Source organism: Geminicoccus roseus DSM 18922 (assembly GCF_000427665.1).
GTDB classification, from domain to species: Bacteria; Pseudomonadota; Alphaproteobacteria; order Geminicoccales; family Geminicoccaceae; genus Geminicoccus; species Geminicoccus roseus.
Genome location: NZ_KE386572.1, coordinates 1,574,196 through 1,600,844, shown reverse-complemented (window position 1 = coordinate 1,600,844; position 26,649 = coordinate 1,574,196). Strand labels below are relative to the sequence as shown.

Here is a 26,649-nt window from a genome sequence, read left to right as displayed (position 1 = left end):
TCGTGGGGCCTCACCACTCGGTCTGCTCAGCCGTCGACGGTCGGGAACTGGTCGTAGGGGGCGAGCTTGCACATCTGGCCCTCCTGCGGGTCGATCACGTTCTCGGGCTTGGACGCGCTGATGATCTCGTAGAGGTCGGTGTCGTCCACCGGGTTCGGGTTGCGGCGGGCCAGGTAGATGGTCTGCTGCAGGTGATGGGTGTCCGGATTCATCCAGGCGTCGTAGTCCTGCATCCGGTCGACCGCCGGAATCTTGAGCTGCTCCAGCTCCTTGATGATCGCGATGTTGTTGGTGGTGCCCGCCCGCTCGATTGCGCGCAGCGTTTCCCGCATGCCCATGTAGCCGCAATAGGCGACGTTGCCCGGCACCGGGATCGCACCCTCGTCGGCGCGGGCCTGCCAGCGCTTCACGAAGTCGTCGACGCCCGGCAGCTTGAGCTTGTGGTACCAGTTGGTGCCGAAAATGCCGACGATGCTCTCCGGCGCCGCCCAGACGTCCGGCCAGTCCTGCTGGCTCTGCACCCAGGCTGCCTGCTGGTCGAGGCCGAGCTCCGCCACCTGCGCGCGCAGGATCTTGCCGTCGTCGCCGCCCACCGCGGGCGCCACCACCTCCGGCTGGAGCTGCTGGATCTTGAGCAGGTAGGAGGTGAAGTCGCGGGTGTTCTGCGGCACCAGCAGCTCGTCGATGATCTCGCCGCCGGCGGCCTCGACCAGCTTGCGGGTCGCATCCGAGGTCTCATGCCCCCAGACATAGTCGTTGGTGAGCAGGAGCCACTTCTTGCCGACCCGCTCCACCGCCGCCGTCACCGACGACATGGTGAAGTTGGTGCCGTTGCCGTCCCAGACGAACTTGATTCGCGAGCAGTTCTCGCCGGATTCGGTGGGCGAGGACGAGTTGGTGTTCAGGTAGATGGTGCCGTACTTCTCGGCCACCTGGGTGATCGCGTTGGCCACGCCGGAATGGATGGCGCCGATCAGGATCGAGCAGTCCTCGCGGTTGATGAAGCGCTCGGCGACCCGGCTGGCGGTGGCGGGATTGGTCTCGGTGTCGGCGGTGATCCACTCGATCTTGCGGCCGAGCACGCCGCCATTGGCGTTGAACTCGTCGATGCACATGGTGATGCCGCGCAGCTCGGAGCGGCCGGACGCGCCATACATGCCGCTGGCGTCGCAGGTCAGGCCGATCTTGATCGGCTTGCCTTCCTGGGCATAGGCGCGGTTGTGCTTCCATGGCCCGTAGATGGTGCCGAGGCCGGCCGCGGCACCGGCCAGCATCGTGCCACCCTTGACCAGGCTGCGCCTGGTGATCTTGTGGATCATTGCCTTCTCCCTGATCATGTTGCGGCTCCTGTTTCCGGAGCTCGTCGCCTCTTGCTCAGAACTCGACCCGGTCGCCGCCTTTCAGCGACAGGATCTCGCGGGCTTCCGCCGGCGTGGCGATCTGCATGCCCAATCCCTCGAGGATCTGGCGCGCGCGTCGCACCTGCGCGGCGTTGCTCTCGGCCAGCTTGCCCGGCCCGTCCCACAGACTGTCCTCCAGGCCCACCCGGACGTTGCCGCCCATCGACGCCGCCTGGGCGGCGATCCGCATCTGGTGACGCCCGGCACCCAGCACCGACCAGCGATACTGGTCACCAAACAGCCGGTCGGCGGTGCGCTTCATGTGCGCCACGTCCTCGGGATGCGTCCCGATCCCGCCCAGGATGCCGAACACGGTCTGCACGAACAGAGGCGGCTTCACCAGCCCCTGCTCCAGGAAGTAGGCGAGATTATAGAGATGGGCGGTGTCGTAGCACTCGAACTCGAAGCGGGTGTCGTTGCCCGCGCACAGCTTCAGGATGTACTCGATGTCCGCGAAGCTGTTCTTGAAGATGTTGTCCTTGGTTTTCTCGATGTAGGGCTTTTCCCAGTCGTGCTTGAACTCCTTGAAGCGCTGCAGCATCGGGAAGGTGGCGAAGTTCATCGAGCCCATGTTGAGCGAGGCGACTTCCGGCTTGAACACCGCGGTCGGGCGGGCGCGCTCCTCCACGGTCATGCCGATGCCGCCGCCGGTGGTGAGGTTCACCACGCAGTCCGAGCGCTGCTTGATCACCGGCAGGAAGCGGCCGAACGATTCCGGGGTCTGCACCGGCATCCCGGTCTCGGGGTCGCGGGCGTGCAGGTGGATGATCGCAGCACCCGCCTCGGCGGCGCCGATCGCGGCATCCGCGATCTCCTCCGGGGTGACCGGCAGGTGCGGCGACATGGACGGGGTATGGATCGCCCCCGTGACCGCGCAGGTGATGATGACCTTCTGGGATGCTGCCATGGTTCAGGCTCCTGCCGCGGACGGGTGGCGCTGCACGTGGACGATCAGGCGGGTGGCTGCGGGTCGCGACGCCGCCGGCCGCTTCGTTGCGGCCGGAGCGGAGCCGGGGCGCCCCGGCGCATCCATGACGACGATATTCCACATCTTCGGCATCACCTACCCTGATCCACGGCTTTTCGTGATCCGTGATCACGGTCGGGTAGCCCAGCCGATCCGGCTTGTCCATGAGCGGAAGCGGCACAGGCGTGCTTCTTCGGCCTTGCAGGCCTCCCCTTCCTCGTGTCGGTAGTCCACCCCGGTGATCTGTTCACGGGGCGATTTCGACGTGGCGAGCCTGCCGGTCATGCACTCCATCCAGCCCGTCGACCGGGACACGCTCGGCGACCGGGCCTACCGGCGGCTGCGCGAACTGCTGATGTCCGGCCAGCTCAAGCCGGGAGAACGGCTGTCGCTTCGCTCGGTCGCCGACGCGCTCGGCGTCTCGATCATGCCGGTGCGCGGCGCGGTGAGCCGTCTGGTGGCGGACCACGCCCTGGAGGTGACACCCAGTCGGGCGATCCGGGTGCCGCTGACCACCGTGGCCCAGTTCCGCCAGATCACCGAGATCCGGATCGAGATCGAGGGGTTCGCCGCGGCCCGCGCGGCCCATGCCCGCTCGCCGGGCGAGCTCGAGGCCATCGCGGTGTGCGAGGCGGGCTTCCGCGAGGAGAGTGTAGCCGCGCGGCCGGATCTGGCCCGGGCGGTCCAGCTGAACATGAACTTCCACTTCGCGGTCTATCGTGCTTCCGCCATGCCGATGCTGGTAGAGATCGTGGAACAGCTCTGGCTGCGGGTCGGGCCGATCATCAACCTGGAAACCCGGGACGATCCGGGCCGGCTGGCGGCCGGCGGGGCCTATCGCCGCCATGGCGAGGCGCTGGAGGCGATCCGCCGTGGCGACGGCGAGGCGGCCCGGGCGGCGATCGCCGCCGACATCGAGGGGGCCGCCGCCTTCATCATTGCCCGGGGCGACATCCTGGCGGGCTGATGCCCGGCGCCAGCCGTGCATCCGGATGCACGGCTGGCGCATACGAGAACCAGGACCCAGGTGATATGATGGGGGGCGAGTCGGCTCCGCAACTGGTATGAGGCGCGGGAGCAGAAGGAACCAGCATGCAGACCGCAGGGTATGCGACCGACCGCGAGTCGATCCCGGCGAGTTACACCGAGCTCGACGACCGCTACGGCGGCAAGATCGAGGAGATGCTCGCGCACTGGCTGGACAACGAGGCCCTGGCTGCCCGGCTGCGCCGCCCGGTCCTGCTGGCGATCGCGCGCAATCAGCCCAGCTACGATCCCGCCCGCGAGAGCAGCGACGACTGGATCTTCGGCGAGGCGCGCCGCGAGGCCCGGGCCCTGATCGGCCCGGAAGGAGCAGCCGGGGTGATCCCGGTGATGCGCAAGCCGCTTGCCGGGCCGGCGCCCGGGCCCGCCCGCGCGGCAAGCGGCAGGGTCCAGCGGGAGGACGACGAGGACGACGATGCGCCGCCCCGGCGGCGGCTGGTGGTCCCCAAGCGCTGGGTCTGGCTCACCGTCTTTGCAGGCCTGGCGCTGGGCATCGCGCTGATCGTCGCGACCGCCTGGCTCGGCACCGAGCCCTACCTGCGGATGGCGACGCCCAGGCCTGCGCCTGTGCCCGCGCCCGCGCCTTCCTGGGACGAGCCTGTGCTCCCGCAGGCGCCGCCGGCCGAGCCGCCTTCGGCATGGGTGGACGATCTCCCGAAGCTGGACGCGGTCGCCGACGCGGACCCGCTGCCGCCGCCGCCCCTGGTGGTGCCATCCCTGGCCGCGCCACCGCCTCCGCCGGCGCCGCCGCCGGTTCCGCCGCAGCCGCGTGCGATCGAGCCGCTGCGGGCGCCCGCTCCGCCGGAACTCACCAGGCTGCCCCAGGTCCTGCGCACGCAGCCGGCGCCACCGCCGGCCCTGGCCCGCCCGGCCGAGCCGCCGGCGCCCGCAGCCGGCCCGAGGCCGCTGCCCGGGCCCACGCGGGTGTTCATCCACTACAGCGCGATCGGCGGCCAGGCCGTGGACGAGGCGGAGCGGCTGGCGCGGCTGCTGCGCCAGCAGGGCTTCACCGTCGCCGATGTACGCGAGGTGCCGTTCGCGATCGACGAGCCGAGCGTGCGCTACTTCTTCGCCGGCAATCAGGGCGAGGCGCAGACGCTGGTGGAGCTGAGCAGCCGCGCGCTGCCGGGGATGAGCGGCCTTGCCCGGCGCGGCGCCAGCGATTTCACCCATTTCGAGCCGCGGCCCCAGCCGGGCACGCTGGAGATCTGGCTGCCGGCCGGCTGAGCCGGGTGCAACCCGGCTCAGCCGCTGGCGGTTGTCCATGGCCGGGCGATCGGGCTATGGCGGACGGCGCTGCCCGGCACTGGCCGGCGCCGGAGGAGGAAACGACATGAACCATCCAGCGCTCGGGGCCGGCAAGGTCGCGGTGGTCACCGGCGCCGGCAACGGCATCGGCCGTGCGGCGGCGGAACGGTTCGCCCGGCTCGGCATGAAGGTCGCGATGGCCGACCAGGACGCTGCCCTGCTGGAATCGGCGCGGCGCGAGGTGGTGGCGCTGGCTAGGCACGGCGAGACCGACGTGCTGGCGGTGCGGACCGACGTGGCGCGGATCGAGGACGTGGAGCGGCTGAAGGCGGCGGTGAGGGAGCGGTTCGGGCAGGTGGCGCTGCTGATGAACAACGCCGCCACCGGCAAGCCGGCCTCTACCTGGCAGGACCGGGCGCAGTGGGAGCGGCTCCTGGGGGTCAACCTGTTCGGGGTGATCAACGGGCTGCAGACCTTCGTGCCGGACATGGTGGCCGGCGGCCAGCCCGGCGCCGTCGTGGTGACCGGCTCCAAGCAGGGCATCACCACGCCGCCGGGCAACGCCGCCTACAACGTCTCCAAGGCCGCGGTGAAGGTGCTGACCGAGCAGCTGGCCCACGAGCTGCGCGGGGCGGCGGGCGAGCGGATCACCGCGCATCTGCTGATCCCCGGCTTCACTTTCACCGGGATGACCCGGCCCGACCGCACGCCGGACACGCCCAAGCCGGACGGCGCCTGGACGCCTGAGCAGGTGGTTGACGTGCTGGTCGACGGCATGGGCCAGGGCGAGTTCTACCTGTTCTGCCAGGACTACGAGACGGACTGGGCGACCGACCAGAAGCGGATGCGCTGGGCCATGGGCGACCTGATCGAGAAGCGGCCGGCGCTGTCCCGCTGGCACAAGGACTACAAGGGCGCGTTCGCGGCCTTCATGAAGGACTGAGGATCGATGCAATACGTGAAGCTCGGCCGCACCGGCCTGGACGTCTCGCGCCTGTGCCTGGGCTGCATGAGCTACGGCGATCCGGCCAAGGGCACCCATGCCTGGTCGATGGCCGAGGACGAGAGCCGGCCGTTCATCAAGAAGGCCCTCGACCTCGGCATCAACTTCTTCGACACCGCCAATGTCTATTCGGACGGATCCAGCGAGGAGATCGTCGGCCGGGCGCTCAAGGACTTCGCCAGGCGCGACGAGATCGTGCTGGCGACGAAGGTGTTCAACCGGATGCATCCCGGGCCGAACGGCGCCGGCCTGTCGCGCAAGGCGATCATGGCGGAGATCGACAAGAGCCTGAAGCGGCTGGGCACCGACCATGTCGACCTCTACCAGATCCACCGCTTCGACAAGCACACCCCGATCGAGGAGACGCTGGAGGCGCTGCACGACGTGGTGAAGGCCGGCAAGGCCCGCTATATCGGCGCGTCCTCCATGTATGCCTGGCAGTTCGCCACCATGCTGCACACCGCCGAGAAGCATGGCTGGACCCGGTTCGTCACCATGCAGAACTATCTCAACCTGCTCTACCGCGAGGAGGAGCGCGAGATGCTGCCGCTCTGCCACGCGGAAGGGATCGGGCTGATGCCGTGGAGCCCGCTGGCGCGCGGCCGGCTGACCCGTCCCTGGGGCGAGACGACCAAGCGGGTGGAGACCGACGAGTTCGGCCGCACGCTCTACGCCAACACCGAGGAGGCCGACCGCAAGGTGGTGGAGGCGGTGGGGGCGATCGCCGAGAAGCGCGGGGTGCCGCGCGCCCAGGTGGCGTTGGCCTGGGTCCTGCAGAAGCCGATGACCACCCCGATCGTGGGCGCCACCAAGCCGCACCATCTGGACGACGCGGCCCGGGCGCTGGAACTGCGCCTGAACGCCGAGGAGGTGGCGGCGCTGGAGGCGCCCTACGTGCCGCACGTGGTGACCGGCTTCAGCTGACGCCGGCTTTCCCCAGCTTTCCCGCAAAAGAAAGGGCCGTGCTTGCGCACGGCCCTTTCCTTGTGGGTGCCTTGAGGGGAGGCGGCCTCAGGCCATCCGCTCGGTGGTCTCCCGGTCCGGGCGGCCCATGGCGGCGCCGGCCGCCGCGGCCAGCAGGGCCAGGAACACGCCGAAGGCGGACCACCAGGCGGCGGTGGCGGTGGCGCTGGCCGCCTGCTGCGCTGCCTCGGTGGCGGCGTCGGCGGCGTCGGTCAGCTCCTGGGCAACCGTGTTGTAGGTCTCGCGATAGGTCTCGACCGCGGCGTCACGGGCCTGGACGAACTCTTCCCGCCAGCGCTGGACGACCTCGGTGGAGCGTTCCTCGGAGATGCCGTAGCGCTGCTGGAGCTGGCCCTGCAGCTCGTCGAACTGCTGCTCGCCGAGCGGACCGCCCTCCTGGGTCAGCCGGTCCACCGTCTGCTGGAAGATCTCGTCGGCCTGGGCGGGGTTGCGCAGCATGCGCCGACCGGCATTGACGATGATCCGCCGCGCCGAGCGCAGCTCGCCGTCGTCGATCACCTCGTTGGTGATCGAGCGCACTTCCTGGGTGATCTGCTGCGGCGTGAGGTCCTGGTCACCCACGAGCTGGCGGACGTCCTGCTCGACCGCATCCGGCACCATCGACCGCAGGTCCCTGGCCTGGAGATCCTCCAGCTCCGGCGCCACCGCCGAGACGGCGCCGCCGATGCCCTGCGCGGTGCTGCCCACCACCGTGCCGGCGGCGCTGCCGGCGGCGGAGACCGCCCGGGTGGCGCCGCTGAGCACGGCACCGGTCGTGGACACGCTGAGCCAGGCCGCACCGAGCGTCACCAGCGCCCACACCACTACACCATGCAGGAGGGCGGAGGGCATCCGCGGCACGCCGGACAGCCGCCCGGCGATCCAGCCGCCGGCGAACAGGCTGATGATCAGGGTGAGCGCGAAGAACAGGCCGCTGCCCCAGCCGGCCCCGGACGGATCGCCGTCATCGACCAGGCTCAGGCCCAGCCCGAGCGTGAGCAGGGTGAACATGGCCTGCAGGGCCAGCGCACAGACTGCGCCGGCGAAGATCGCGCCCCAGGAGACGCGGCTGACCGGGGTGGTGAGGACCTCGCGTCCCATCGCCCTGATCCGTTCGCCGCGGGGGCCGGTCTCGATTGCCATTCAGGTTCCTCCCTGTTGCCTGGATGCGAGACCGGTCGGCCTCTGCCGGGAGCAACCGGCCGCTGCGACACAAGGTTCCACCCCTGGGTAGATGACTGGGGAAGTTTTTCGCTGTGAAGATGTTGTTCTTCAACATCGTTCTCGGGCTCGGGTTCGTTCGTGCAATTCATGTTCCGGCAACAAAGCTCGGGTTCGTTCGTGCAAAAAGCCGGGTGCCGGCGCCGCTGCGACAGGCCGCCGGGCCTGGGCATTGGAGCTGGACGGGAAGAAGGGTCGGGTTCGTTCAGCGAAAAGCGCAGGCTCGGGTTCGTTTGTGCAAATGTGTGGGTTCGAGGCTGCGCGGCTGAGGGCTCGGGTCCGTTTGGTGGAAACATGGCTCGGGTTCGTTCGTGCAAATCCGGGGAGATGGCAGATCGTTGGGCAGGATTGCGGAGCGGCGCCGGGCGATCCTCGGGTTCGTTTGGTAAGAAACGGCATGGGCGAGATCCGTGGCGTGGGCGGTGTGGTGCAGGTGCCGCTTTGCCTGATGGCGGGGTGACGTCCACGGTAGCAGTTTTAGGCCTTTGATCCTATGAACATGGATGGCCAGCTTCGGCTTGATCCGATCTGCCGGGGCCTGCACCCTTTGCGCCGGTTGTCTTCAGGGGAAGCCGGGTGCGGATCGTCCTGTTGGTGCTGCTGGCGGCCCTCGCGGCGTCGCCGGCCTCGGCGCAGTCGGTGGACGAGTTGCGCCGCTTCCTGCGGCAGTCGGTGGCCGACGCGCATGTCGGCGATCTGGTCCAGGGGCTGACCGGGTTCGCGGCCCTGCCGGGCGTGAGCGCCGCCAACTTCACGATCGACGCCGGCCTGGAGGGCGGGCGGGACACGCAGGTCACCAAGTTCGTGCTGCCGCTCCGCCACGACTTTCCCGACCTGCTTCCCGCCGGCCGGACGCTCTATGCCGAGCTGACCCTGGGCTACCTGCACGCCGATGACGGGATCGACGACTTCCTGCTTGGCACGCCGCTGGAGGCCGATGTCGACAGCGACCTGGACGCGGTCTCGGCGGTGGCGGGGCTCGGGGTGAGCTTCCCCTTGGGGGCGCATGCCACGCTCCGCCCGATCGGGCTGATCGGCTATTCCTATATCGGCCAGGACAGCCAGATGTCCGGACCGGGCGCAGCCTTGCTGGAGGAGACCACCGAGGGTTTCCTGTTCAACCTGCACGGCAACGTGGCGCTGGCGGGGGCGGCGCTGCAAGCCAACTACCGGCGGGAGATCGGCGGCGGGGTCCATTTTGCCGGCAACCTGCGCTACAACCAGCTGTTCGCCGAGACCTTCGCGGCCAGCGACGACGTGCTGAAGACGAGCAGCACGTTCGGCGTGTTCACCGCCCTGGGCGAACTGAACGGGCCGCTGCCCGGGCAGGTGTTCGGGCGCGACCTGCGCTGGATCGGATTTGTCGCGAATTCCAGCTTTCCGGGCAATGCCTCGGATTCGCTGGGCTTCGACTATTTCTTCGAGTTCGGCGGCGGCATCGAGATCGTCGACGACCAGATGGTGGACGGCATCGACGGGATCAGCCTGCGCGCCTCCGCGCTGGTGGGCGACGGGATCACCGGGTGGAGCGTCGGCGCGAAGCTCGAGTTCTGATAAAGGGCTCAGTCGTCCAGGCGCGCGCCCCTTCGGCGCAGCAGGGCGGCGACGCTGACATAGCGGAACAGATAGGTCTCGGGCTTGGCCGCGATCAGCCGCTCGGCCCCGGCGAACGCCGCCTGGACCAGCCCGTCCGGGTCGGGGTCGGCGGCGAAGGCCAGGCGCAGCACCGGCTCGGTGAAGGCGCGGAAGAAGGCGGTGCAGGCCGCCGCATAGCCGGCGGTGTCGCCGCCGGCCCGCCAGGCTTCCACGAACGGCACCGGGACCTCGTAGCATTCGGCCCGCTCCAGGGCGAACAGGTGGGCCAGCGGGGCGTTTGGCCCGGCCACCGGCGCGGTGAGCTCGTCCAGGTCGCGGAAATAGACCGGCTGGTAGAAGCGGGCATAGTTGTCCCGGTCGATCCGCCCGGCGGCGACCAGCTCGCGCAGGCTGTCGTCCAGGGCGTCGTAGATCCCGTCGCAGGTCCGCCCCATCGGCCCCACCCCGAACACCTGGACCAGCGCCAGCCCGCCCGGCACCAGCTCGACGGCGCGGCGGAGAAGGTAGGCTTCCAGGTCGGCGGCGGCCTGGCCGGCGCAGGCGGCATGCTCGGCCGGCGTGACCTTGGCGGCCGTGCGCCCGGGCATCGGGCCGTTCGGCACGATATAGTCTTCCAGCCGCTCCAGCGGGCGGCGGCCGAAATAGCCGATGGCGTTGAAGGTGGTGGCGAGGCCGAGGCTGCCGGGCGGCAGGAGCCGGTCGTACATCGAGCCGCCCACCGCACAGGAATAGACATCCTCGCCCAGCACCGGGCCGTTCTCGCCGCGCAGCGCCCGGAACAGTTCGCCGAAATCGTTGGTCGGCAGGTCGCTGTGCACGGTGGCGAGCGGCCGGTCGGTGCGCTGGCGCAGGACCGGCAGGAGCTGCCGCATCACCGCGATCGAGTTGGCCCCCTCCGAGCAGCCGAAATCGGCCAGCGTCGCCGCTACCGGCCCGTCGCCCAGGGGCAGGTCCTGCAGCGCCTGCTCCAGCCAGGGCAGCACGTGCCGGATCGCGGCATGCTGCGGGGCCGAGTTCCGGTTGTAGAACCCCTGGCCGACCATGCCCGTGGTCACCGCCATCGGAGCCTCCCTTGTTCCCGGGCTATCGGGGTTCCCGGGCTATCGGGCGGCAATCTACACCAAGTCCGCGCACCCGTCAGGCTCGGGTTTTCCGGAACTCCTGGGCCGCTGCCGGGCAGCGGTGGACGCGGACGGACTCACCGGCTCGACGTTTCTGGATTATGCTGTCCCGGTCCGCAGGCCGGGCTGGCCGCGGGCCCAAGGAGGTACGGCATGTTGTCCACCCTGGAGACCTGGGCGCGGCGGGTATGGGCCGAGCGCGACCCCATCGCGATCCACGAGCTGAGCGCGTCCGACATCCGCATGCATGGCCTGGGCCCCCAGCCGCTGGTGGGTCCCGACGCCTACCAGGCGTTCCACCAGCAGGTCTGCCACCTGTTCGTTGAGACCCGGCTGGTGGTGCACAACCACCTGGAGCAGGGCGAGTGGCTGGCGGCGCGCTGCACCTTTGTCGGGCGCACCGCGGACGGGCGGGAAGCCAGCGCCGAGGGGGCGGTGTTCGCCCGGATCGCGGACGGCAAGGTACTGGAAGGGTATAATTACTTCGACCTGATCGGGATGTTCACGCAGCTGGGGCAGCTGCCGGCGGATACGCTGGAGTGCTGCATGAACGGGCAGGGTGTCGGGGGCAACGGCTGAGGCAGTCGGACGCTGGCGGACCGGCCCGCCCGGACCATGGGCCCGGGCCGGCCTGTCCCTGCCGCACGCGGCTTTGTTAGCAGCGATACACCCCGACCGCGCAGCGCCGCACCGAGCGCCTGGCCACGCCTGCCACGCTGACGGGGGTGAGCGGTCGCCCGACCCTCGCCTCGGCCGTCTGGACCAGGGCGTGGGGGCCGGGGGCGGTGAGCCAGGTGATCGCTTCCGGCCCGACCAAACCGATCGCCAGGGCGATCATGGCGATCTTCACGCTTCTCCACAGGTTCACTGGGCGTCTCCCGGGGCCAGGTGCTCAGGCAGTTCATCGGAGCCGCCCAGATCCTCCAGGTCGATCTTCTTGGCGCCGGTGCTGTTCTCGAAGGCGAAATCCGCCGCCACCTGGTCGCCGGTCTGCCAGTCGTGGATCTGCACGCTGTACTGGGGAGCCTGGTCGACGTTCTTGCTGGTGATGACGTAGCGGCACGGATGGGGCTGGTCGCCCTGCGCGATCCAGATCTGCCAGTCCAGTTCCTCGGTGCGGAAGGCCAGGTGGTCGCACTCGATCCCCCCGATCACGCCGCTGCCGAGGTCCTTGACGTCGATCACGCCCTCCATCAGCACGTCATAGACGTTCGCCGCGAGCAGGTCGGCGCCGGGAACCGGCTTGTGGTACTCCACCCGCAGCGTCTCGACCGCGTGGTCCAGGGTGCCGGGCATCTCGGCCTGGGCGTAGATGTTGGCGTCCTTGCCGAGCAGCGTCATGGTCTGGCCGTCGAACACCATCTCGACATTGGCGAACCCGCCGGTTCGCGTCAGGCGGATCTTGTCGGGCCGGCTGAGTTTCAGCGTCCCGCTGCTCGCCAGCATGAGCTTCTGGTGGTCGTCGGTGACGACTTCCAGGCTCGCATCATAGTCGAACGAGAAGATCTTCTGCTCGGCCATGTAGTCGGACATGTTCTTGAGCAGGTTTCTGGCTTCCGCCTCGTCGGCCAGCACGGCTGGAGAAGCGCCCAGGCTCGCGCCAAGCACCGCGATTGGAATTGCTTTACACAGAACATTTGAAGATCGATCGAATATTTGCATTTTATCTACCTTACTCAAGACGTGGTCTTGTTCCAGTAAGATTGAACAGATCGAGGATGTCCATACGCGCATGCCGGGCGGGCATTGGCAAGGTGTAAAGGGGGCCGGGGTCATCTTGATGACGGAGTGCGATGATGCGGGCCGAGGCGGCGCGGTGCGGTGCCGATCGAAGAGCCGGGCGCGGCGGGCATGGACCGGGCGCAACTCCACAGCAATCCACGGGCCGAGCGCGTCCGACATCCGCATGGATGGCCTCAAGCCCGTAGCCGCTGGCCAGGCCCGAGGCCTACCAGGCGTTCCACCAGCAGGTCTGCCACCTGTTCGCGGAGACCCGGCTGGTAGTGCACCATCATTTGGAGCAGAGCGAGTGGCTGGCGGCGCGCTGCACCTTCACCGGGCGCACCGCGGATGGACGGGAAGCCAGCGCCGAGGGCGCAGTGTCTTGCCTGGGTCGCAAATGGCAAGGTGATGGAGGGGAATGAATACTTCGACTTGACGGAGATATGTTAATTATTTCGATGGAACAGGACCAACGGTCAACATAAGATTATCCAGCGATAAGTTGCATCGATTGAGCACTGCTCTCACCATATATTCGTATAATCAAACAACAAATTGGCTATCAATCAGCTGATAATGAATTTTCAGTGAGCCTATAATCTCTTGCTACTTTTGCCCACCATTTACTAGTTTTTACTTGAGGCCCTTGTAGGATTCCTTGCATTTCTTCATATGGAGCAAAAGTTCTATCCTTTGATATAAGAACGTAGTCAATGACGGACAAGTAATACTCGGCTTCAAACGCATCAAATGCTGCATTATCATAGCTATTTTGGAGTCTTACTACTAAGTCCTCCCGATTACGCAATGCTTTTTCTGCGTACTCCAGGGCCAAGTCTGTATTCTTTAGACCGTGATAGGTTCGCGCAAGATGTCTTTGAAGAAATGCCAGCCACATCATTTTAGAAGACTCATCAATCTCACACAGTTCGAATTCATTCTCCGCCATCTTAAAGTGACCTAAAGCAAACTCTAAAAACTTCACGCGCACTTTTTCGTCTTGTTGCAAATAAGCCTCCTTTACTAAACATCTTCCCACGTAATGGCGAGCTATAGCCCTAACATAAGGATGCTTACTGTTGCAACAATTCGAAAAAGGCCTCTTCAACTCGTTAAATTTGCTCTTTGTATATTTGCTAGTTGAGCTGGTATATTTGGTGTACTCAAGCACACCAGAGGCTAATATCAAATGCTGAGATTTAGCATTCTCTGCAATATCAGAGACTTTTGCAATAATTTTCTCTATGAACTTGATTTCATCACAATATACCGCCGATATAAAAGAAGATATCAAATAGTCCTTAAATAATAGAGGATTCGGAGCCGACTCAGAAGTCAGCTGGTTGTCAAAAAAGTCTTTACCTTTGACCAGCTGTAGATCGTGTCAAATGGTTGAAATCGATCTGGTAGACGAGCCTCGCAGTAACGATCAGCAATCCAGCGAGCTCTCTTAGGAACAGTTGTGAGCTCCTTAGGAACTAGCTGGCTAAAAATTCCTTGAAGGTCACTTGCTACTGCTTCACGAGGTGTCTCTATAAGAGCAATCATTATAGAACCTTTGGGCAACCGAGCTAGTAGGTAACCCCATTCAAACATAAGGTTTGGTCTAAAAGTAATCGATCCATCCGGCCCTCTTTTTCCTTGAGCTAAAATTATTGCTCGTGAACATCTTCGCATTTGATTGATGACTCGATTACCGATGTGATCATCCGCTTCCTCACGGACATCCGCATAGCCACCAATTGTATTGTCAATTTTCAATTTTGTCAAATAATCAGACAACTTTAACGCTAAATCAATATTTTGCCCCCAAGCAATAAACACTTTTTCAGTTAGAATGTACAATGAACATCTCCAACGACGGATGAGCGACGGATGAGCTGCTGCAGAATAATCAGATCATGACCATAATTCCACCTCTTATCATTCCATCCTGACTCAGCCATATCCGGCATAAGTGGATTTTTCCAATCGCATATTCTCTAATAGAATTGTTGCATACAGTACAAATAAAGTGATCTCTTCTTATGTAAAATACCCAGAAAACGTGCTTCTATTTAACAATATGATTCTAACGTACGATTAAAAACTTTTTTTAAAGGAAGATGCACTTCTTTTTTCTTTCGATATTTTATTGATTGTGCACAATACAATACACAGAATAGGTGATTTGATACTTGTATAGACAGAAATCATTTGACGTAAAAATACATTAGCATAGTATAATAATGCATATATAACCACTACGATCGATAGTTCAGCTTTTTCTTCAAATACCTAGGAAAATCTAAGAAACGATGATTCATTTTTTATAGTACTAAAAATTTGTTGAACCGATGTGACGAATGAGTTCGTAAGTGCCGTGACTAGCAAATCAACGCGGATGTTGCACCAGTAATTTTAGCAAAGACTATGGTGAAAGAAGATCCACGCAGGATCCTTCTCCGCAGCACCCGCCTTAGCAATTTCAAAGTGTAGCTGGACACCCGCTACGTGCACCCCCGCAAGCATGGGCGGTCCTTGCCAGTGCATCTGGGGCGGCGTGGTTGAGGGTGTACTGAGGCGGGTGGCGCCGCGGGTACGCTGACCCTGTCGCGGCGGCCGCTCCAGGGACGGACCAGCCTTCATCTCAGCTTGCGGATCCGGCCGTCCTGCTTGGTGAGGATATAGATCTCGCCATCCTCGTCCTGGCCGAAGCGCAGGTCGACCCGGCCGTTCACGCCATTTACCAGGCTCCTGAGCGTGACGGCCTTGCCGCCCTGCTTGAAGGAGAGTTCGCGGATGGTGGCCTGGCGGCCGGGGCGGAGCTCGCTGACCGGGACGTGGAAAACCCGGCCGTTCACGATGTCGCCGAACAGGTACTGGCCCGCCAGGGCCGGGACGGTGCGGCCGCGATAAACGAAGCCGCCGGCGATGGCGCGCCCCTCGTCGTGATCGTACTGGGCGACGGGATAGGTGAAGCCCTTGCCCGCATCGTCGCGCGGCAGCGGGTAGAGGCGCGTCGGGTCCCGCCGGTCGGTGTCGAAGGTGCCCTCGCGCAGGGGCCAGCCATAGTTGGCGCCCTTGATGCCGAGATTGACCTCCTCGATATGCGCCTGGCCGATATCGGTGAGGATCAACCGGCCGGCGCCGCCCGGGTCGAAGCTCAGGTTCTGCGGATGGCGCAGCCCGAGCGCCCAGATCTCCGGAAGGTAGCCGCTCTTGCCCACGAACGGGTTGTCGGCGGGCACGCGGTACGCCCGGCCGTCGGGCTGCCGGAGCGGGTCGATGCAGAAGACCTTGCCCAGCGCCCGCCCCCGGTTCTGGGCCTGGTAGTGGGGATCGGTGAACTGGGGATTGTTGCCGCCGTCGCCGATGCCGATGAACAACTTGCCGTACTGGCTGGTACCCGGCACGGCGTTCGGGTCGAACATGATCTGGTCGGTGTTGTGGTCCGTCTTGTTCTGGGCGATGCGCAGGATCTCGCGGCGGTAGCCTGGATCGACCCGCGAGCGGTCGGTGGCATAGACCTTCCATTCCGCCAGCACGTCGTGGAACAGCGGCGTGAACGGCCCGGAGAACAGGCGGACGCCGCTGGGACGGCTTGCGACGGTCTCCGTGCTGATCGTGTAGAACTTCCGGTAGCCTGGCCGCCCGGCGCGGGCGAAGTCCGGGTGGAAGGCGAAGCTGCGCAGCCCCATCTGGTTGCTGGTGAAGAGGAAGGCGCTGCCCCGCAGCCGGCGCAGGTCGAGGAACAGCCGTGCCGCGCCGCTGCTCCGGTCGATCAGCCAGATCTTGCCGCGGCTGTCGTTGGCGAACAGCCGCCTGGTCCCGTCTCCGGCATGGTAGAGGAAGTTCAAGAGCGCGAAGGGGCGCTTGTCGCTGGTGCGCGGCGGGGCGCTGAAGTCGACCAGTTCCAGCGCCGGCAGGCTGCTCTTCTGGACGCGCGCCGGGATCGGGTCGGTGATCGCGGCCTGTGCTTCCAGCCCCGGCAGCACTCCCGCCGCCAGGCCTCCGAGCCCCGCCATGGCGAGCCTCAACGCTTCCCGTCGATCCACTTCCGGCTTCGCGCGCGACATGGATGCCTCCCTCCTGCTTTTGCAGGTGCGCCTGGTCCTGGATGACGCTCCATCTGCGCCAAGGTTCCGTGCAGGCTGCCGGAGCATTGTCGCAGCATTACCGGATGAATGACCAATCCTTCGGCAGGCCAGTTCAGGGTGCGTTTCCGGAAAGCAGGCGGCGAGATCCGACAAGGCGCCGGCTGCACCGGTCGGGCCTGATCTCGAGCTGCAGCCCCTGCTCGGCTGGCTCCCCCGCCAGGGTCACCATGCCCATCACCACAACGTGTCCGCCGGAGGTCCCGTGTGCCGCGGAGGAGACGGGGCCGTCGATGGCCGGCCGGCCGAGGCTGCCCATATAGATTGCATGAACGACGCCGAATCCCCTCGCCAGCCCTCCGGCCACCGGTTCGAGCCGCCCCGGACATGGTCCGCCAACGCCGGGCAGGTCCGGCAAGTCGGTGTCGAGATCGAGTTCATGGGCGTGGGCGTGAGTACGTCAGCAGAGGCGCTTTGCCGTGCGCTCGGCGGGGCGGTGGTGGAGGAGGATCCGCAGAGCTTTGCGGTCCGCGGCACAAGCCTGGGCAATCTTACCGTGGAGCTGGACACCCGCTACGTGCACCCCGGCAAGCATGGGCGGTCGTTGCCGGTGCATCTGGGACGGCGGAGCGCGGCGTGGCTGGGGGTGGCGCTGAGCCGGGTGGTGCCGCGGGAACTGGTGGTGGCGCCGCTGCCGCCGGAGCGGCTGGGCCTGGTCGACCAGGCGGTGGCGGTGCTGCGGGCGGCAGGCGCGCGCGGGCGGGGGACGAGCTGGTTGGGCTCGCTCGGGCTGCATTTCAACGTCGACCCGCCGTCGCTGGAGGTGGACACGCTGCTGGGCTACCTGCGGGCTTTCCTGCTGCTGGAGCCGTGGCTGCGGCGGGAAACGTTCCGGGCGGCGCGCTGGCGGCGGGGGCTGCTGCTGCCGGCGGAGTATCCGGCAGGCTATGTGCGCCGGGTGCTGGCGCCCGACTACCGGCCGGACCTGGCGGGGTTCGCCGACGACTATCTGAAGGCCAACCCGACCCGGGACCGGGCGCTGGACCTCCTGCCGGTGCTGCTGCACCTGGACAAGGCGCGGGTGCGCGCGCGGCTGCCGTTCGAGAAGATCGGTCCCAGGCCCGCCCTGCACTACCGCCTGCCCTGGGCGCAGGTAGGCGCGCCCAAGTGGAGCATCCTGCCGGACTGGCAGCGCTGGCTGGCGGTGGAGCGGCTGGCCGGCGATCCGGTGCGGCTGGAGGCGCTGAGCCTGGCGTTCCTGCGCTTTGCGGGCAGTACCGCCCAGTGGGGGCAGCGGGCGGGGGAGCCCGGCTGTCCCTGAAGAACTGGCCGGGCGGTCAGGCGGCGGCGCGCAGGGCCTGGGCCAGGCGCTGGACGACCTCCTGGCCGGCTTGCGTGAACAGGATGCGATCGCCCTCGACGGTCGCCATGCCGCGCTCCTGCAGCTCGGCCACGCCTTCCTGGCTGGCCTGGTGGCCGGCCTGGTCGCGCCTGGCCACGGCCGAGACCGGCTCGCCGCTTTCCAGCTGGTGGTAGACGGCGAAGGCGAAGACGGAGAGGGCCTGGTCGCTGAAGCTCGCCGGATCGGCCATGGCTGCACCTTTGGGGGATGTCGGTTCAGGAGCGGGGATAACCGCTCAAGTCCTCTCAAGTGCCGCGATGGCCGATGGGGCGTCTGGGCAGGCGCGGAGGAAGCCGGCGGTTTCCCGCCGGGACCTCAGGCGGCAGCGGCAACTTTCGCCCGCTGCTGCTCCGCCACCTTGATCGCCCGGCGGCGGGTCAGCGCCTGGTCGGCCAGCACGCCCGCCAGGATCACCGCCCCCATCACCGCGAAGTTCAGGGAGGTCGGGATGCCCAGCAGGTTCACCAGGTTCTGCAGGATCTGCAAAAGGATGGTGCCCAGCACGATGCCGATGATCGAGCCCTCGCCGCCCCGGAGCGAGCAGCCGCCCAGCACCGCGGCGGCGATGGCGTACAGCTCGTAGAAGGTGCCGTGCGCCGAGGGCGAGACCGAGCTGGTGTAGAAGGCCAGGAACAAGGCGCTCAGGCCGGCCAGCGTGCCGTTGATCATGTAGGCGCTGGCGATCACCATGCGGGTGTTGATGCCGGAGAAGCGGGCGGCTTCCTCGTTCTTGCCGGCGGCCAGGAGGTGGCGGCCATAGACCGACTTGTGCAGCACCACGTACATCACGATCGCCACGATCACGAAGGCGATGAAGGTGTGCGGGATGCCGAACGAGCGGCCGGACGCCAGCCAGAACAGGGTGTCGAAGTCGCCGTAGCCGAAGCCGATGGTGGCGTCCGCCATGTACCAGCGCGCGATGCCCCGGTAGATCAGCAGGCCGCACAGGGTGACCACGAAGGGCTGCAGGTTCAGCCGGGTGACCAGGAAGGCGTGCACCGCGCCGAAGATCAGGCCGAGCCCCACCGCGACCACGATCACGATCGGCCAGGGCAGCTCGTAATTGACCAGCAGGTCGACGAAGATCACCCCGATCAGGGCGAACATCGAGCCCACCGAGAGCTCGATGCCCCCGGTGATGATGACCAGGCCCTGGCCGATCGAGAAGATCCCGAACAGGCCGATCAGGTTGGCCATGTTGACCAGGTTGACCGGGGAAAGGAACACCGGGTTCAGCGCCGTGGTGATGGCGCCGATCACGAGGACCAGGGCGAGGAGGCCCAGATCTTTCTTATGCATCGTCGATTCCTGGTCAGGCGGCCTGGCGATGGCCGACGGCGAGTTCTAGGACAGCGTGTTCGGAAAGCTGGTCGCGGCCGAGAAAGCCGGCGATCTCGCCCTCGTGCATGACGGCGACCTGGTCGCTCACGCCGATCACCTCCTCCATGTCCGAGGAGATCATCAGGATCGCCACGCCGGATTCGGCGAGCTCGCGCATCAGCTGGTAGATCTCGGCCTTGGCGCCGACGTCGATGCCGCGGGTCGGCTCGTCGAAGATGATCACCTGCGGCCGCATCGACAGCCACTTGGCGAGCACCACCTTCTGCTGGTTGCCGCCGGACAGCGACAAGGCCGGGGTCTCCACCGAGGGCGTCTTGATGCCGAGGCGGACCCGCTGCTGGTCGGCCATCTCCTTTTCCTGGCCGCGGCGGACCAGCCAGGACGGGGCGTAGGTCCAAAGGTCGGCCAGCGAGATGTTCTCGCGGATCGGGAATTCCAGGATCAGGCCGGAGCGCTTGCGGTCCTCCGGCGCCAGGTAGATGCCGCGGGCGATCGCGTCCTGCGGGCTCGCCACCACCAGGGGCTGGCCGTCCAGGGTCATGCTGCCGCCGACCGGCTGGTCGACGCCGAAGATGGTGCGGGCGAGCGAGGTGCGGCCGGAGCCGATCAGGCCCGCCAGGCCCAGGATCTCGCCGCGGCGCAGGGTGAACGAGGTGGCATGGTCGGGAAAGGCGCTGGTGCGGATCCGGTCCAGGACCAGGCCACCCTCGGCCGGCTCGTTCTTCGGCGGGATATAGACCGACTTCAGGTCGCGGCCGATCATCAGCCGGATCATGGTCGGATGGTCGATCTCGTCCACCGGCAGCTCGCCCACCAGGTGGCCGTCGCGCAGGCAGACCACCCGGTCGGCGCAGGTCTTCACCTCGTTCAGCCGGTGGCTGATATAGATGATCGCCACGCCCTGGGCCTTGAGCTCGGCGATCACCGAGAGCAGGCGCTCGGTTTCCGACAGGGTCAGGCTGGAGGTCGGCTCGTCCATGATGATCAGCCGGGCGTTGAGCGAGAGCGCCTTGGCGATCTCGACCATCTGCCGCTCGGCAATCGACAGCTCGGCCACCGGGGTATCCGGCGCGAAATCGACGTCCAGCCGCTCCAGCAGCGGCGCCACCCGCCGGCGGGTCTCGTCCTTGTCGACCAGCTTCAGAAAGCCGCCGGACAGGGGCTCGCGCCCGATGAAGATGTTGGCGGCGACGTCCAGGTTCTCGAACAGGTTGAGTTCCTGGTGGACGAAGGCGATCCCGGCGTTCAGCGATTCGTTGACGGTGAGCGCGGCATGCTCGGTGCCGTCGACCATGATCCGGCCGCGGCTGGGGCTGACCACGCCGCCCAGGATCTTCATCAGCGTCGACTTGCCGGCGCCGTTCTCGCCGATCAGCCCGACCACCTCGCCGGGCGCCACCGACAGGCTGACGTTGGAAAGCGCGGTGACCCCCGGATAGGTCTTGGTGATGTCCAGGAGTTGCAGGAAGGGCTTGGACATCGCCGGTCCGATCGAGGCTGGGGTCATGGCGGGAAGGCGCGTGGGGCCGGCGGGGGAGGCGGCGCTCCCCCGTCCGGAAGTCACTGGGCGACGAGTTCGCGCATCTCGGCCTGGAACTGCTCGACGTTGGAGCTGTCGATGACCTTGGTCGGCACGATCACCAGGCCGTCCTCGGGGATCCAGGACCGGTCGCCCTCGATGACCCTGGCCAGGCCCTTGATCGACTGGTAGCCGAACTCGTAGGGCTGCTGGACCACGGTCGCCTCGACGATGCCGTCGGCGATGCCGCGCAGGGTGAGCGGGTCCTCGTCGAAGCCGATGACCTTGACCTGGCCGGTCTTGCCCGCGGCGCGGACCGCTTCCACAATCTGCGGGGTGTTGTAGGAATAGAGCCCGACCAGGCCGTCGACGTCCGGATACCGGGTGAGGGTGTCCTCGACGTTGCGCTTGGCGCGGGCGAAGTCGACCTCGTCGGTGCGGATGTCGATGATCTCGATGTTGGAGCCGTCCAGCACGTTCCTGATGCCCTGGACGCGCTCCTGGGCGTTGGCCGCCCCCATGGTCCCGACGAACATCATGATCTGGCCGCCGTCGGGAAGCGCCTTCTTGATCAGCTCGCCCGCCTCTTCGCCGGCCTGCTCGTTGTCGGTGCCGATATAGGCGAGCCGCTCGGATTCCGGCGCGTCGCTGTCGGTGGTGAACAGCACCGCCTGGTCGGCGACCTTGTTCAGGATCTCGGTGGAGTTGGCGGGGTCGATCGAGCTGATCGAGACGCCGGCCACCCCCTTGGTCAGCAGGTCGTCCAGGATCCGGCGCTGCTCGGCGGCGGTCGATTCGGCGACCACGTAGAACTCGACTTGGTAGTCCGGCAGCTCCTCCTGGGCCTTCTCGGTGCCGCGCCGGGCGATGGTCCAGAAGTCGGCGGCGGCGTTGGTGATCAGCGCCAGGGTCTTCTTTTCCTGGGCCGACGCCATGCCGGCGCCGACCGTCAGCATCAGAGCGGCCGCGCAAAGCGCGACGATGCCACGTCGTCTCACCTCGGTTCTCCCTGATCCGGCGGCCGGACCATTGTCCGGGCCTGCACTAGTATTATTAATGGGCCCCCTGCCGGGTGCGTCCAGCGTCTATGGCAGAAACAAAAATCGGAGGTAAGGGGGCTGTTGAACCCCTGGCTGGCCGGCCTGGCCCGCTGGAAATCGATCGGGTGGCGTTAACGATTGACTCATCCGGCTGCGCTACAAGGGGGATCCAAGCCCGCAGCCCGGACCACACCCGTGATGACGATCGCCAAGTCATGGACCGACCGCGTCCCCGGTACCTCCGCCTGGGCCGGCCACTCCTCCGGCGCGCTCGGCCTGCGGGTCCTGGCCGGCTTCGGCCTGCTGGCCGCCCTGGCGGCGGTGGCACTCGGCGCGATCATCGCGATCGGCACGGTCGAGCAGGACGATGCCGCGGCCGCCGCCTCGGCGAAGCTGGGCGAGACCGCGCTGCGCGTCCGCCAGGAGCAGCTCGGCCGGGTGCTGCTGGACTATTCCATCTGGACCGAGGCCCATCAGCGGCTGCATCCGGTGGTGGACCTGGACTGGGCCTTCGACGCCGGCAATATCGGGCCGGGCATCCAGGACAGCCTGGGCTACGAGTATGCGTTCGTGGTCGATGCCGCCGGGCAGACGACCTACACGCTGGATCATGGCGCGCTTGGCGCGCTCGACGCGTTCGCCGTGCTGCAGCACGGCCTGCAGGGACTGATCGAGCGGGCGCGGGCCGGAGAGGCGCCGCAGGCGGCGACCGGCCTGGTCGAGGTCGCCGGCCGGCCGGCCCTGGCGGCGGCGGCGGTGGTGTGGACCGAGGAGACCGGCACGCCGTTCGACGCAGCGCCGGTGCTGATCTTCGTCGACCTGGTCGACGACGCGGCGGTGCGGACCATCGCCGGCAACTACCTGCTCCACGACCTCCGCTTCCAGCGGGAGACCGGCTCGGGGAGCGACGTGTCCCTGCCGCTGGTCGCCGCCGACGGCACCACGCTCGGCCATCTCGCCTGGCAGCCCGATCACCCGGGCAGCGCGCTGCTTCGGACCGCCATGCCGGCCCTGCTCGGCCTGGGCGGCGGCTTCCTGGTGCTGGCGGCCCTGGTCGGCCGCTCGCTGCGCCGGGCGACCCGGGCGATGGCCGCCAGCGAGGAGCGGTTCCGCGACCTGGCCGAGGTGGCTTCCGACTGGTTCTGGGAGACCGATGCGCAGCTGCGCTTCAACTATGTCTCCAAGCGGATCGCCCATGTCGGCAGCCAGGCCCCGGAGAGCATGCTGGGCAAAACCCGGGCCGAGCTGGGCAAGCCCTACGACGATCCGGACAAGTGGCGCCGGCATCTGGCCGATCTCGCGGCGCGCCTGCCGTTCCGGGAGTTCTCCTACCGCATGCACGAGGCGGACGGCCGCATCCGGCACCTCAAGGTGAGCGGCAAGCCGGTGTTCGGTGCGACGGGCGAGTTCCTGGGCTATCGCGGCACCGGCTCGGACATCACCCAGGAGGTCGAGGCCGCCGCACGGATCGAGTTCCTGTCGCTCCACGACCCGCTGACCGGGCTGCCCAACCGGCTCCGGTTCACCGAGCGGCTGGAGGAGGCGGTGGCGCTGGCCAGGCGCGACGGCCGCGCCAGCGCGACGGTCTATCTCGACCTGGACCGGTTCAAGGACGTCAACGACACGCTGGGCCATCCCGCCGGGGACGCGCTGCTGCGCGAGGTGACCGGCCGGCTGCGCCAGATCATGCGCGAGGCCGACACCATGGCGCGGCTGGGCGGCGACGAGTTCGCGTTCGTGCTGCCGGACTGCGGCGGCCTGGCCGAGGCCGAGGCATTCTGCCGGCGGGTGCTGGCGGCGGTGGCGGTGCCCTTCGACCTGGAAGGCCATACCGCCCATGTCGGCGCCAGCATGGGCGTAGCGTTCGTGCCCCTCGACGCCCAGAACGCCGAGCATGCCATGCGCTGCGCCGACCTGGCCCTCTACCGCGCCAAGAACGAGGGGCGCGGCGCCTACCGCTTCTATGCGCCGGAGATGAACGTCGAGCTGCAGCGGCGCCACGGGATCGAGCAGGATCTCCGCCGCGCCCTGGCGGCCGGTGAGTTCGAATTGTACTTCCAGCCGAAATACCGCACCGATGGCGAGGCGCTGGTGGGTGTGGAGGCGCTGCTGCGCTGGCACCACCCGCAGCGCGGGCTGGTCATGCCCGGCGACTTCATCGACCTGGCCGAGCAGACCGGGATCATCGTGCCGATGGGCGAATGGATCCTGGAGCAGGCCTGCGCCCAGGTGGCGCGCTGGCCGGACCTGGGGCTGGCGGTCAACCTGTCGCCGGCCCAGTTCCGCAGCCCCCATCTGGTCGAGGCGGTCGAGCGGGCGCTGACCCGCTCCGGCGTGGCGCCCGACCGGCTGGAGCTGGAGGTCACCGAGAGCCTGCTGGTCAACGACCTGGCCATGGTCAAAACCACCCTCGCCGCGCTGAAGAAGCTGGGGGTCCGGCTGGCGATGGACGATTTCGGCACCGGCTACAGCTCGCTGGCCGGCCTGCAGAACCTGCCGTTCGACCGCATCAAGATCGACCGCTCGTTCGTGGCGCGGCTGGGGGTGTCCGCCGATGCGCTGGCGATCGTGCGGGCGGTGGTCACCCTGGGCCAGGGCCTGGGGATGGCGACCACCGCCGAGGGGGTGGAGGACCGCTACCAGCTCGACCTGCTGCGCGGGATCGGCTGCGACGAGGTGCAGGGCTTCCTGCTGGGCCAGCCGATGCCGGCCGTGGCCATCGATTCGATCACCCAGTGCGCCGGCCCGGGCGAGGCGGAAACCGGCTGTACAGCGGACCGTGCCGACCGGCAGGCGGCAGCCGGAACCGGTCTGGTGGCGGCGGACGCGCAGCATGGGCTGGCCTGGTGCGGCTGATGCCGGACAGGCGGTCCTGCCAGATCCTTGGGCCGGGCGCGCCCGAGGCTGGGCCGGCCGGCCAGCCGGGGCGAAGGATCGGGCGGGCGGCGGGATCGGGCGGGCGGCCCGTCGGCCTGTTGGCCGGCCGTCGCGGCGGCCTGGCCCCTCCCGCGCGGACCGGCCGCGTGCCATGATGGAGCCCATGGAACTGAGCGACCTCCTGATCCGCCTGCGCAAGCGCACCGTCGCGATCGACCAGGCGATGTTCGTGGCCCCGGCGGGCGGCGGCGTGCTGCCTCCCGATCCGCAGGCGCAGGTCGCCGCGGTCGAGGACGAGCTGGCGCTGGAGATCGGGCCGGCGGAATGGGCCGAGCTGGAGCGGCTGGCGGCGGATCCGGTGCCGGGCAGGCCGCTGCCGCGGGTGCTGCTGGTGATCCTGGCGCGGCGCGCCCTGGCGGCGGGAGATGCCAAGCTGGCGATGCGGCACGGTCTGGCGGCGCTGGCGCGCGAGCAGCGCGACCTGGCCGCGCAGGATGTCTATCTGAAGGCGCGGGAAGCCGCCGGCGAGGGGCCGGGGCCGGTTGATCCGCGCGGGCGGTTCTGCGCCAAGCCCTGGCGCGAGCTGGAGCTGCGGCCGGACCTGAGCGGCCATGCCTGCTGCCCGTCCTGGCTGGCGGTGCCGATCGGCAGGGCGGACGGGGCCGAGGGGGCGGCGTTCTGGAATTCGGAGGCGGCCAGGGCGATCCGCCGCTCGGTGCTGGACGGCAGCTTCACCTGGTGCTCGCGGCTGCACTGCCCGCACATCGCTGCCGAAAAGCTGCCCCGGCGCGAGGAGGTTACCGACCCGGAGCTGGCCGGGATCATCCGGGACGAGCGGACCGAGGTCGCGGCGGGCCCCAGGCGGGTGCTCCTGAACTACGACCGGTCCTGCAACCTGGCCTGCCCGTCCTGCCGGCGGGAGCGGATCGTGGCCGACCAGGAGGAGCGCGAGCGGCTGGACGCGGTGGCCGACCGGGTGGTGCTGCCGCTGCTGGAGGACGCGAAGCTGGTCAAGGCGACCGGGTCGGGCGATCCGTTCGCCAGCGCACATTTCCGCCGGCTCCTGAAGCGGCTGGACCGGGCGCGCTACCCGCGGCTGCGCCTGCAGCTGCAGACCAACGGCCTGCTGTGCGACGAGCGGGCCTGGCAGGAGCTGGACCTGGAGGGGCGGGTCGAGGCCTTGTGGGTATCGATCGACGCGGCCGAGGCGGATACCTATGCGGTGATCCGCAAGCATGGCGACTGGCAGCGGCTGCGCGAGAACCTGGACTTCATGGCGGTCCTGAAGCGGCGGGGCGGGGTGAAGGACTGGCGGCTGGACTTCGTGGTCCAGGCGCGGAACTACCGGGAAATGCCGGCGGCCGCCGACCTGGCCCGCGCGCTCGGCGCCGACGGCATCCATTTCCACATGATCCGCAACTGGGGAACGTTCACCCCGCAGGCGTTCCGCGAACACCTGATCGCGGCGCCCGACCATGCCGAGCACCAGGCATTCCTGGCGGTGCTGCGCGACCCGGCCCTGGCCTGGGCCGGGGTCGACTGGTCCGACCTGACGCCTTTGCGCCAACGTGCCCTGACCGCGGCGGCCAAGGCCGCCTGATCGGCCGGTGCCTGCCGAGCCGACGGCGTATCTTGCGGCTATTCGCCTGTTCCCGGCCTGGGTCGGGCTCGCCTGATCCAGCCTGACGACCTGTGGACCACCGCACCTTGGTCGCGGCGGCCAAGGCCGCCGGACCGGCCGGTGCCTGCCGAGCCGACGGCGTATCTTGCGGCTATTCGCCTGTTCCCGGCCTGCGTCGGGCTCGCCTGATCCGGCCTGACGACCTGTGGACCCTGTGGACCACCGCACCTTGGTCGCGGCGGCCAAGGCCGCTGGACCGGCCGGTGCCTGCGCAGCCAACGGCGTTCGTTACGACTCCTTTGCCCGGTCCTGGCCTAGTGGTGTGAGTTAGAGGTCCGTTGGCAGAAGCGAGCGATGCTGGCGAGAATGGTATCCGCGCTCTTGGTCCAGACGAATGGTTTGGGATCGGCGTTGTTGGCAGCGATGTAGGCTCGGATGGCCTCCTCCAACTCCTGCGTGCTGGTGAACACGCCGTGCTCAAGCCGGCG

At 67.3% G+C, this 26,649-nt stretch carries 23 protein-coding genes and 1 pseudogene; 9 read left to right on the top strand and 15 right to left on the bottom strand.

The window, feature by feature from the left end:
* Positions 1 to 26: 26 nt before the first annotated feature.
* From GEMRO_RS0108675 to GEMRO_RS34160, 3 genes are all read right to left on the bottom strand, one after another.
* Positions 27 to 1,337, bottom strand: a complete 1,311-nt coding sequence (locus tag GEMRO_RS0108675) for an ABC transporter substrate-binding protein (RefSeq protein WP_027133673.1) — start codon at positions 1,335 to 1,337, stop codon at positions 27 to 29.
* Between the two features lie 37 nt (positions 1,338 to 1,374).
* Positions 1,375 to 2,307, bottom strand: a complete 933-nt coding sequence (locus GEMRO_RS0108670; protein ID WP_027133672.1) for a BKACE family enzyme — start codon at positions 2,305 to 2,307, stop codon at positions 1,375 to 1,377.
* A 189-nt stretch (positions 2,308 to 2,496) separates the two neighbouring features.
* On the bottom strand, positions 2,497 to 2,652 hold the full coding sequence (locus tag GEMRO_RS34160) for a hypothetical protein (protein ID WP_157505512.1): 156 nt from the start codon (positions 2,650 to 2,652) through the stop codon (positions 2,497 to 2,499).
* Between GEMRO_RS34160 and GEMRO_RS0108665 the strand changes: the two genes are divergently transcribed.
* The 4 genes from GEMRO_RS0108665 (at position 2,651) to GEMRO_RS0108650 (ending at position 6,586) form a co-directional block, all read left to right on the top strand.
* Positions 2,651 to 3,334: a GntR family transcriptional regulator gene (locus tag GEMRO_RS0108665; RefSeq protein ID WP_035486825.1), complete on the top strand. Its 684-nt coding sequence runs from the start codon at positions 2,651 to 2,653 to the stop codon at positions 3,332 to 3,334. The two genes, GEMRO_RS34160 and GEMRO_RS0108665, sit on opposite strands and share 2 nt — an antisense overlap.
* 125 nt (positions 3,335 to 3,459) lie before the next feature.
* On the top strand, positions 3,460 to 4,638 hold the full coding sequence (locus GEMRO_RS32535; protein ID WP_051328863.1) for a LytR C-terminal domain-containing protein: 1,179 nt from the start codon (positions 3,460 to 3,462) through the stop codon (positions 4,636 to 4,638).
* Positions 4,639 to 4,744: 106 nt separating this feature from the next.
* Positions 4,745 to 5,602: an SDR family NAD(P)-dependent oxidoreductase gene (locus GEMRO_RS0108655; protein ID WP_027133670.1), complete on the top strand. Its 858-nt coding sequence runs from the start codon at positions 4,745 to 4,747 to the stop codon at positions 5,600 to 5,602.
* 6 nt (positions 5,603 to 5,608) lie between these two features.
* Positions 5,609 to 6,586, top strand: a complete 978-nt coding sequence (locus GEMRO_RS0108650; protein WP_027133669.1) for an aldo/keto reductase — start codon at positions 5,609 to 5,611, stop codon at positions 6,584 to 6,586.
* Between the two features lie 87 nt (positions 6,587 to 6,673).
* Here GEMRO_RS0108650 and GEMRO_RS0108645 read toward each other — a convergent pair whose 3' ends face one another.
* Positions 6,674 to 7,768: a hypothetical protein gene (locus tag GEMRO_RS0108645; protein WP_027133668.1), complete on the bottom strand. Its 1,095-nt coding sequence runs from the start codon at positions 7,766 to 7,768 to the stop codon at positions 6,674 to 6,676.
* 654 nt (positions 7,769 to 8,422) lie between these two features.
* On the opposite strand from GEMRO_RS0108645, the gene GEMRO_RS0108640 reads away from it, so the two are divergent.
* The gene (locus tag GEMRO_RS0108640; RefSeq protein ID WP_027133667.1) at positions 8,423 to 9,400 is read left to right on the top strand and encodes a hypothetical protein; all 978 of its coding nucleotides are present in this window, start codon (positions 8,423 to 8,425) and stop codon (positions 9,398 to 9,400) included.
* A gap of 8 nt (positions 9,401 to 9,408) precedes the next feature.
* Here the strand turns inward: GEMRO_RS0108640 and GEMRO_RS0108635 are convergent, their stop codons facing one another.
* Positions 9,409 to 10,503 (bottom strand): class I SAM-dependent methyltransferase, encoded by a 1,095-nt coding sequence (locus GEMRO_RS0108635; RefSeq protein ID WP_027133666.1) that lies wholly within the window; start codon positions 10,501 to 10,503, stop codon positions 9,409 to 9,411.
* Positions 10,504 to 10,716: 213 nt separating this feature from the next.
* Between GEMRO_RS0108635 and GEMRO_RS34640 the strand changes: the two genes are divergently transcribed.
* Positions 10,717 to 11,142 carry an ester cyclase gene (locus GEMRO_RS34640; RefSeq protein ID WP_035484972.1) on the top strand — a complete coding sequence of 142 codons (426 nt, stop codon included), beginning with the start codon at positions 10,717 to 10,719 and terminating at the stop codon, positions 11,140 to 11,142.
* A gap of 76 nt (positions 11,143 to 11,218) precedes the next feature.
* Here GEMRO_RS34640 and GEMRO_RS0108625 read toward each other — a convergent pair whose 3' ends face one another.
* The 5 genes from GEMRO_RS0108625 to GEMRO_RS0108615 form a co-directional block, all read right to left on the bottom strand.
* On the bottom strand, positions 11,219 to 11,431 hold the full coding sequence (locus GEMRO_RS0108625) for a hypothetical protein (protein ID WP_027133665.1): 213 nt from the start codon (positions 11,429 to 11,431) through the stop codon (positions 11,219 to 11,221).
* Positions 11,428 to 12,225: a DUF2092 domain-containing protein gene (locus GEMRO_RS0108620; protein WP_035484969.1), complete on the bottom strand. Its 798-nt coding sequence runs from the start codon at positions 12,223 to 12,225 to the stop codon at positions 11,428 to 11,430. Before GEMRO_RS0108620 ends, GEMRO_RS0108625 begins: the two co-directional genes overlap by 4 nt.
* Positions 12,226 to 12,847: 622 nt before the next feature.
* Positions 12,848 to 13,579, bottom strand: a complete 732-nt coding sequence (locus tag GEMRO_RS34155; RefSeq protein WP_157505511.1) for a hypothetical protein — start codon at positions 13,577 to 13,579, stop codon at positions 12,848 to 12,850.
* A gap of 41 nt (positions 13,580 to 13,620) precedes the next feature.
* Positions 13,621 to 14,130, bottom strand: a complete 510-nt coding sequence (locus GEMRO_RS33380; RefSeq protein ID WP_169728343.1) for a TIR domain-containing protein — start codon at positions 14,128 to 14,130, stop codon at positions 13,621 to 13,623.
* Between the two features lie 779 nt (positions 14,131 to 14,909).
* Positions 14,910 to 16,343 (bottom strand): PQQ-dependent sugar dehydrogenase, encoded by a 1,434-nt coding sequence (locus GEMRO_RS0108615; RefSeq protein WP_027133663.1) that lies wholly within the window; start codon positions 16,341 to 16,343, stop codon positions 14,910 to 14,912.
* A gap of 346 nt (positions 16,344 to 16,689) precedes the next feature.
* On the opposite strand from GEMRO_RS0108615, the gene GEMRO_RS28525 reads away from it, so the two are divergent.
* Entirely contained in the window at positions 16,690 to 17,682 is a 993-nt protein-coding gene (locus GEMRO_RS28525; RefSeq protein ID WP_084506718.1) for an amidoligase family protein, read from the top strand.
* Positions 17,683 to 17,698: 16 nt separating this feature from the next.
* On the opposite strand, the gene GEMRO_RS0108600 is transcribed toward GEMRO_RS28525, so the two are convergent.
* The 4 genes from GEMRO_RS0108600 to GEMRO_RS0108585 all read right to left on the bottom strand — a co-directional run bounded on the left by GEMRO_RS0108600 (position 17,699) and on the right by GEMRO_RS0108585 (position 21,579).
* Positions 17,699 to 17,953 (bottom strand): hypothetical protein, encoded by a 255-nt coding sequence (locus GEMRO_RS0108600; protein WP_027133661.1) that lies wholly within the window; start codon positions 17,951 to 17,953, stop codon positions 17,699 to 17,701.
* A 125-nt stretch (positions 17,954 to 18,078) separates the two neighbouring features.
* The gene (locus GEMRO_RS28520) at positions 18,079 to 19,062 is read right to left on the bottom strand and encodes an ABC transporter permease (RefSeq protein WP_051328861.1); all 984 of its coding nucleotides are present in this window, start codon (positions 19,060 to 19,062) and stop codon (positions 18,079 to 18,081) included.
* A 13-nt stretch (positions 19,063 to 19,075) separates the two neighbouring features.
* Positions 19,076 to 20,584 (bottom strand): sugar ABC transporter ATP-binding protein, encoded by a 1,509-nt coding sequence (locus GEMRO_RS0108590; protein WP_027133660.1) that lies wholly within the window; start codon positions 20,582 to 20,584, stop codon positions 19,076 to 19,078.
* Between the two features lie 80 nt (positions 20,585 to 20,664).
* On the bottom strand, positions 20,665 to 21,579 hold the full coding sequence (locus GEMRO_RS0108585; RefSeq protein ID WP_051328860.1) for a sugar-binding protein: 915 nt from the start codon (positions 21,577 to 21,579) through the stop codon (positions 20,665 to 20,667).
* 282 nt (positions 21,580 to 21,861) lie between these two features.
* Here GEMRO_RS0108585 and GEMRO_RS28515 point away from each other — a divergent pair, with 282 nt between their 5' ends.
* Together GEMRO_RS28515 and GEMRO_RS28510 are read left to right on the top strand one after the other, a co-directional pair.
* Positions 21,862 to 24,519, top strand: coding sequence for a bifunctional diguanylate cyclase/phosphodiesterase (locus GEMRO_RS28515; protein WP_051328859.1), 2,658 nt, complete (start codon positions 21,862 to 21,864; stop codon positions 24,517 to 24,519).
* 184 nt (positions 24,520 to 24,703) lie between these two features.
* Positions 24,704 to 26,140 carry a radical SAM protein gene (locus GEMRO_RS28510; RefSeq protein WP_051328858.1) on the top strand — a complete coding sequence of 479 codons (1,437 nt, stop codon included), beginning with the start codon at positions 24,704 to 24,706 and terminating at the stop codon, positions 26,138 to 26,140.
* Between the two features lie 335 nt (positions 26,141 to 26,475).
* On the opposite strand, the pseudogene GEMRO_RS35220 reads toward GEMRO_RS28510, so the two are convergent.
* Positions 26,476 to 26,649, bottom strand: a pseudogene (locus tag GEMRO_RS35220) (IS630 family transposase); the annotation flags it as partial.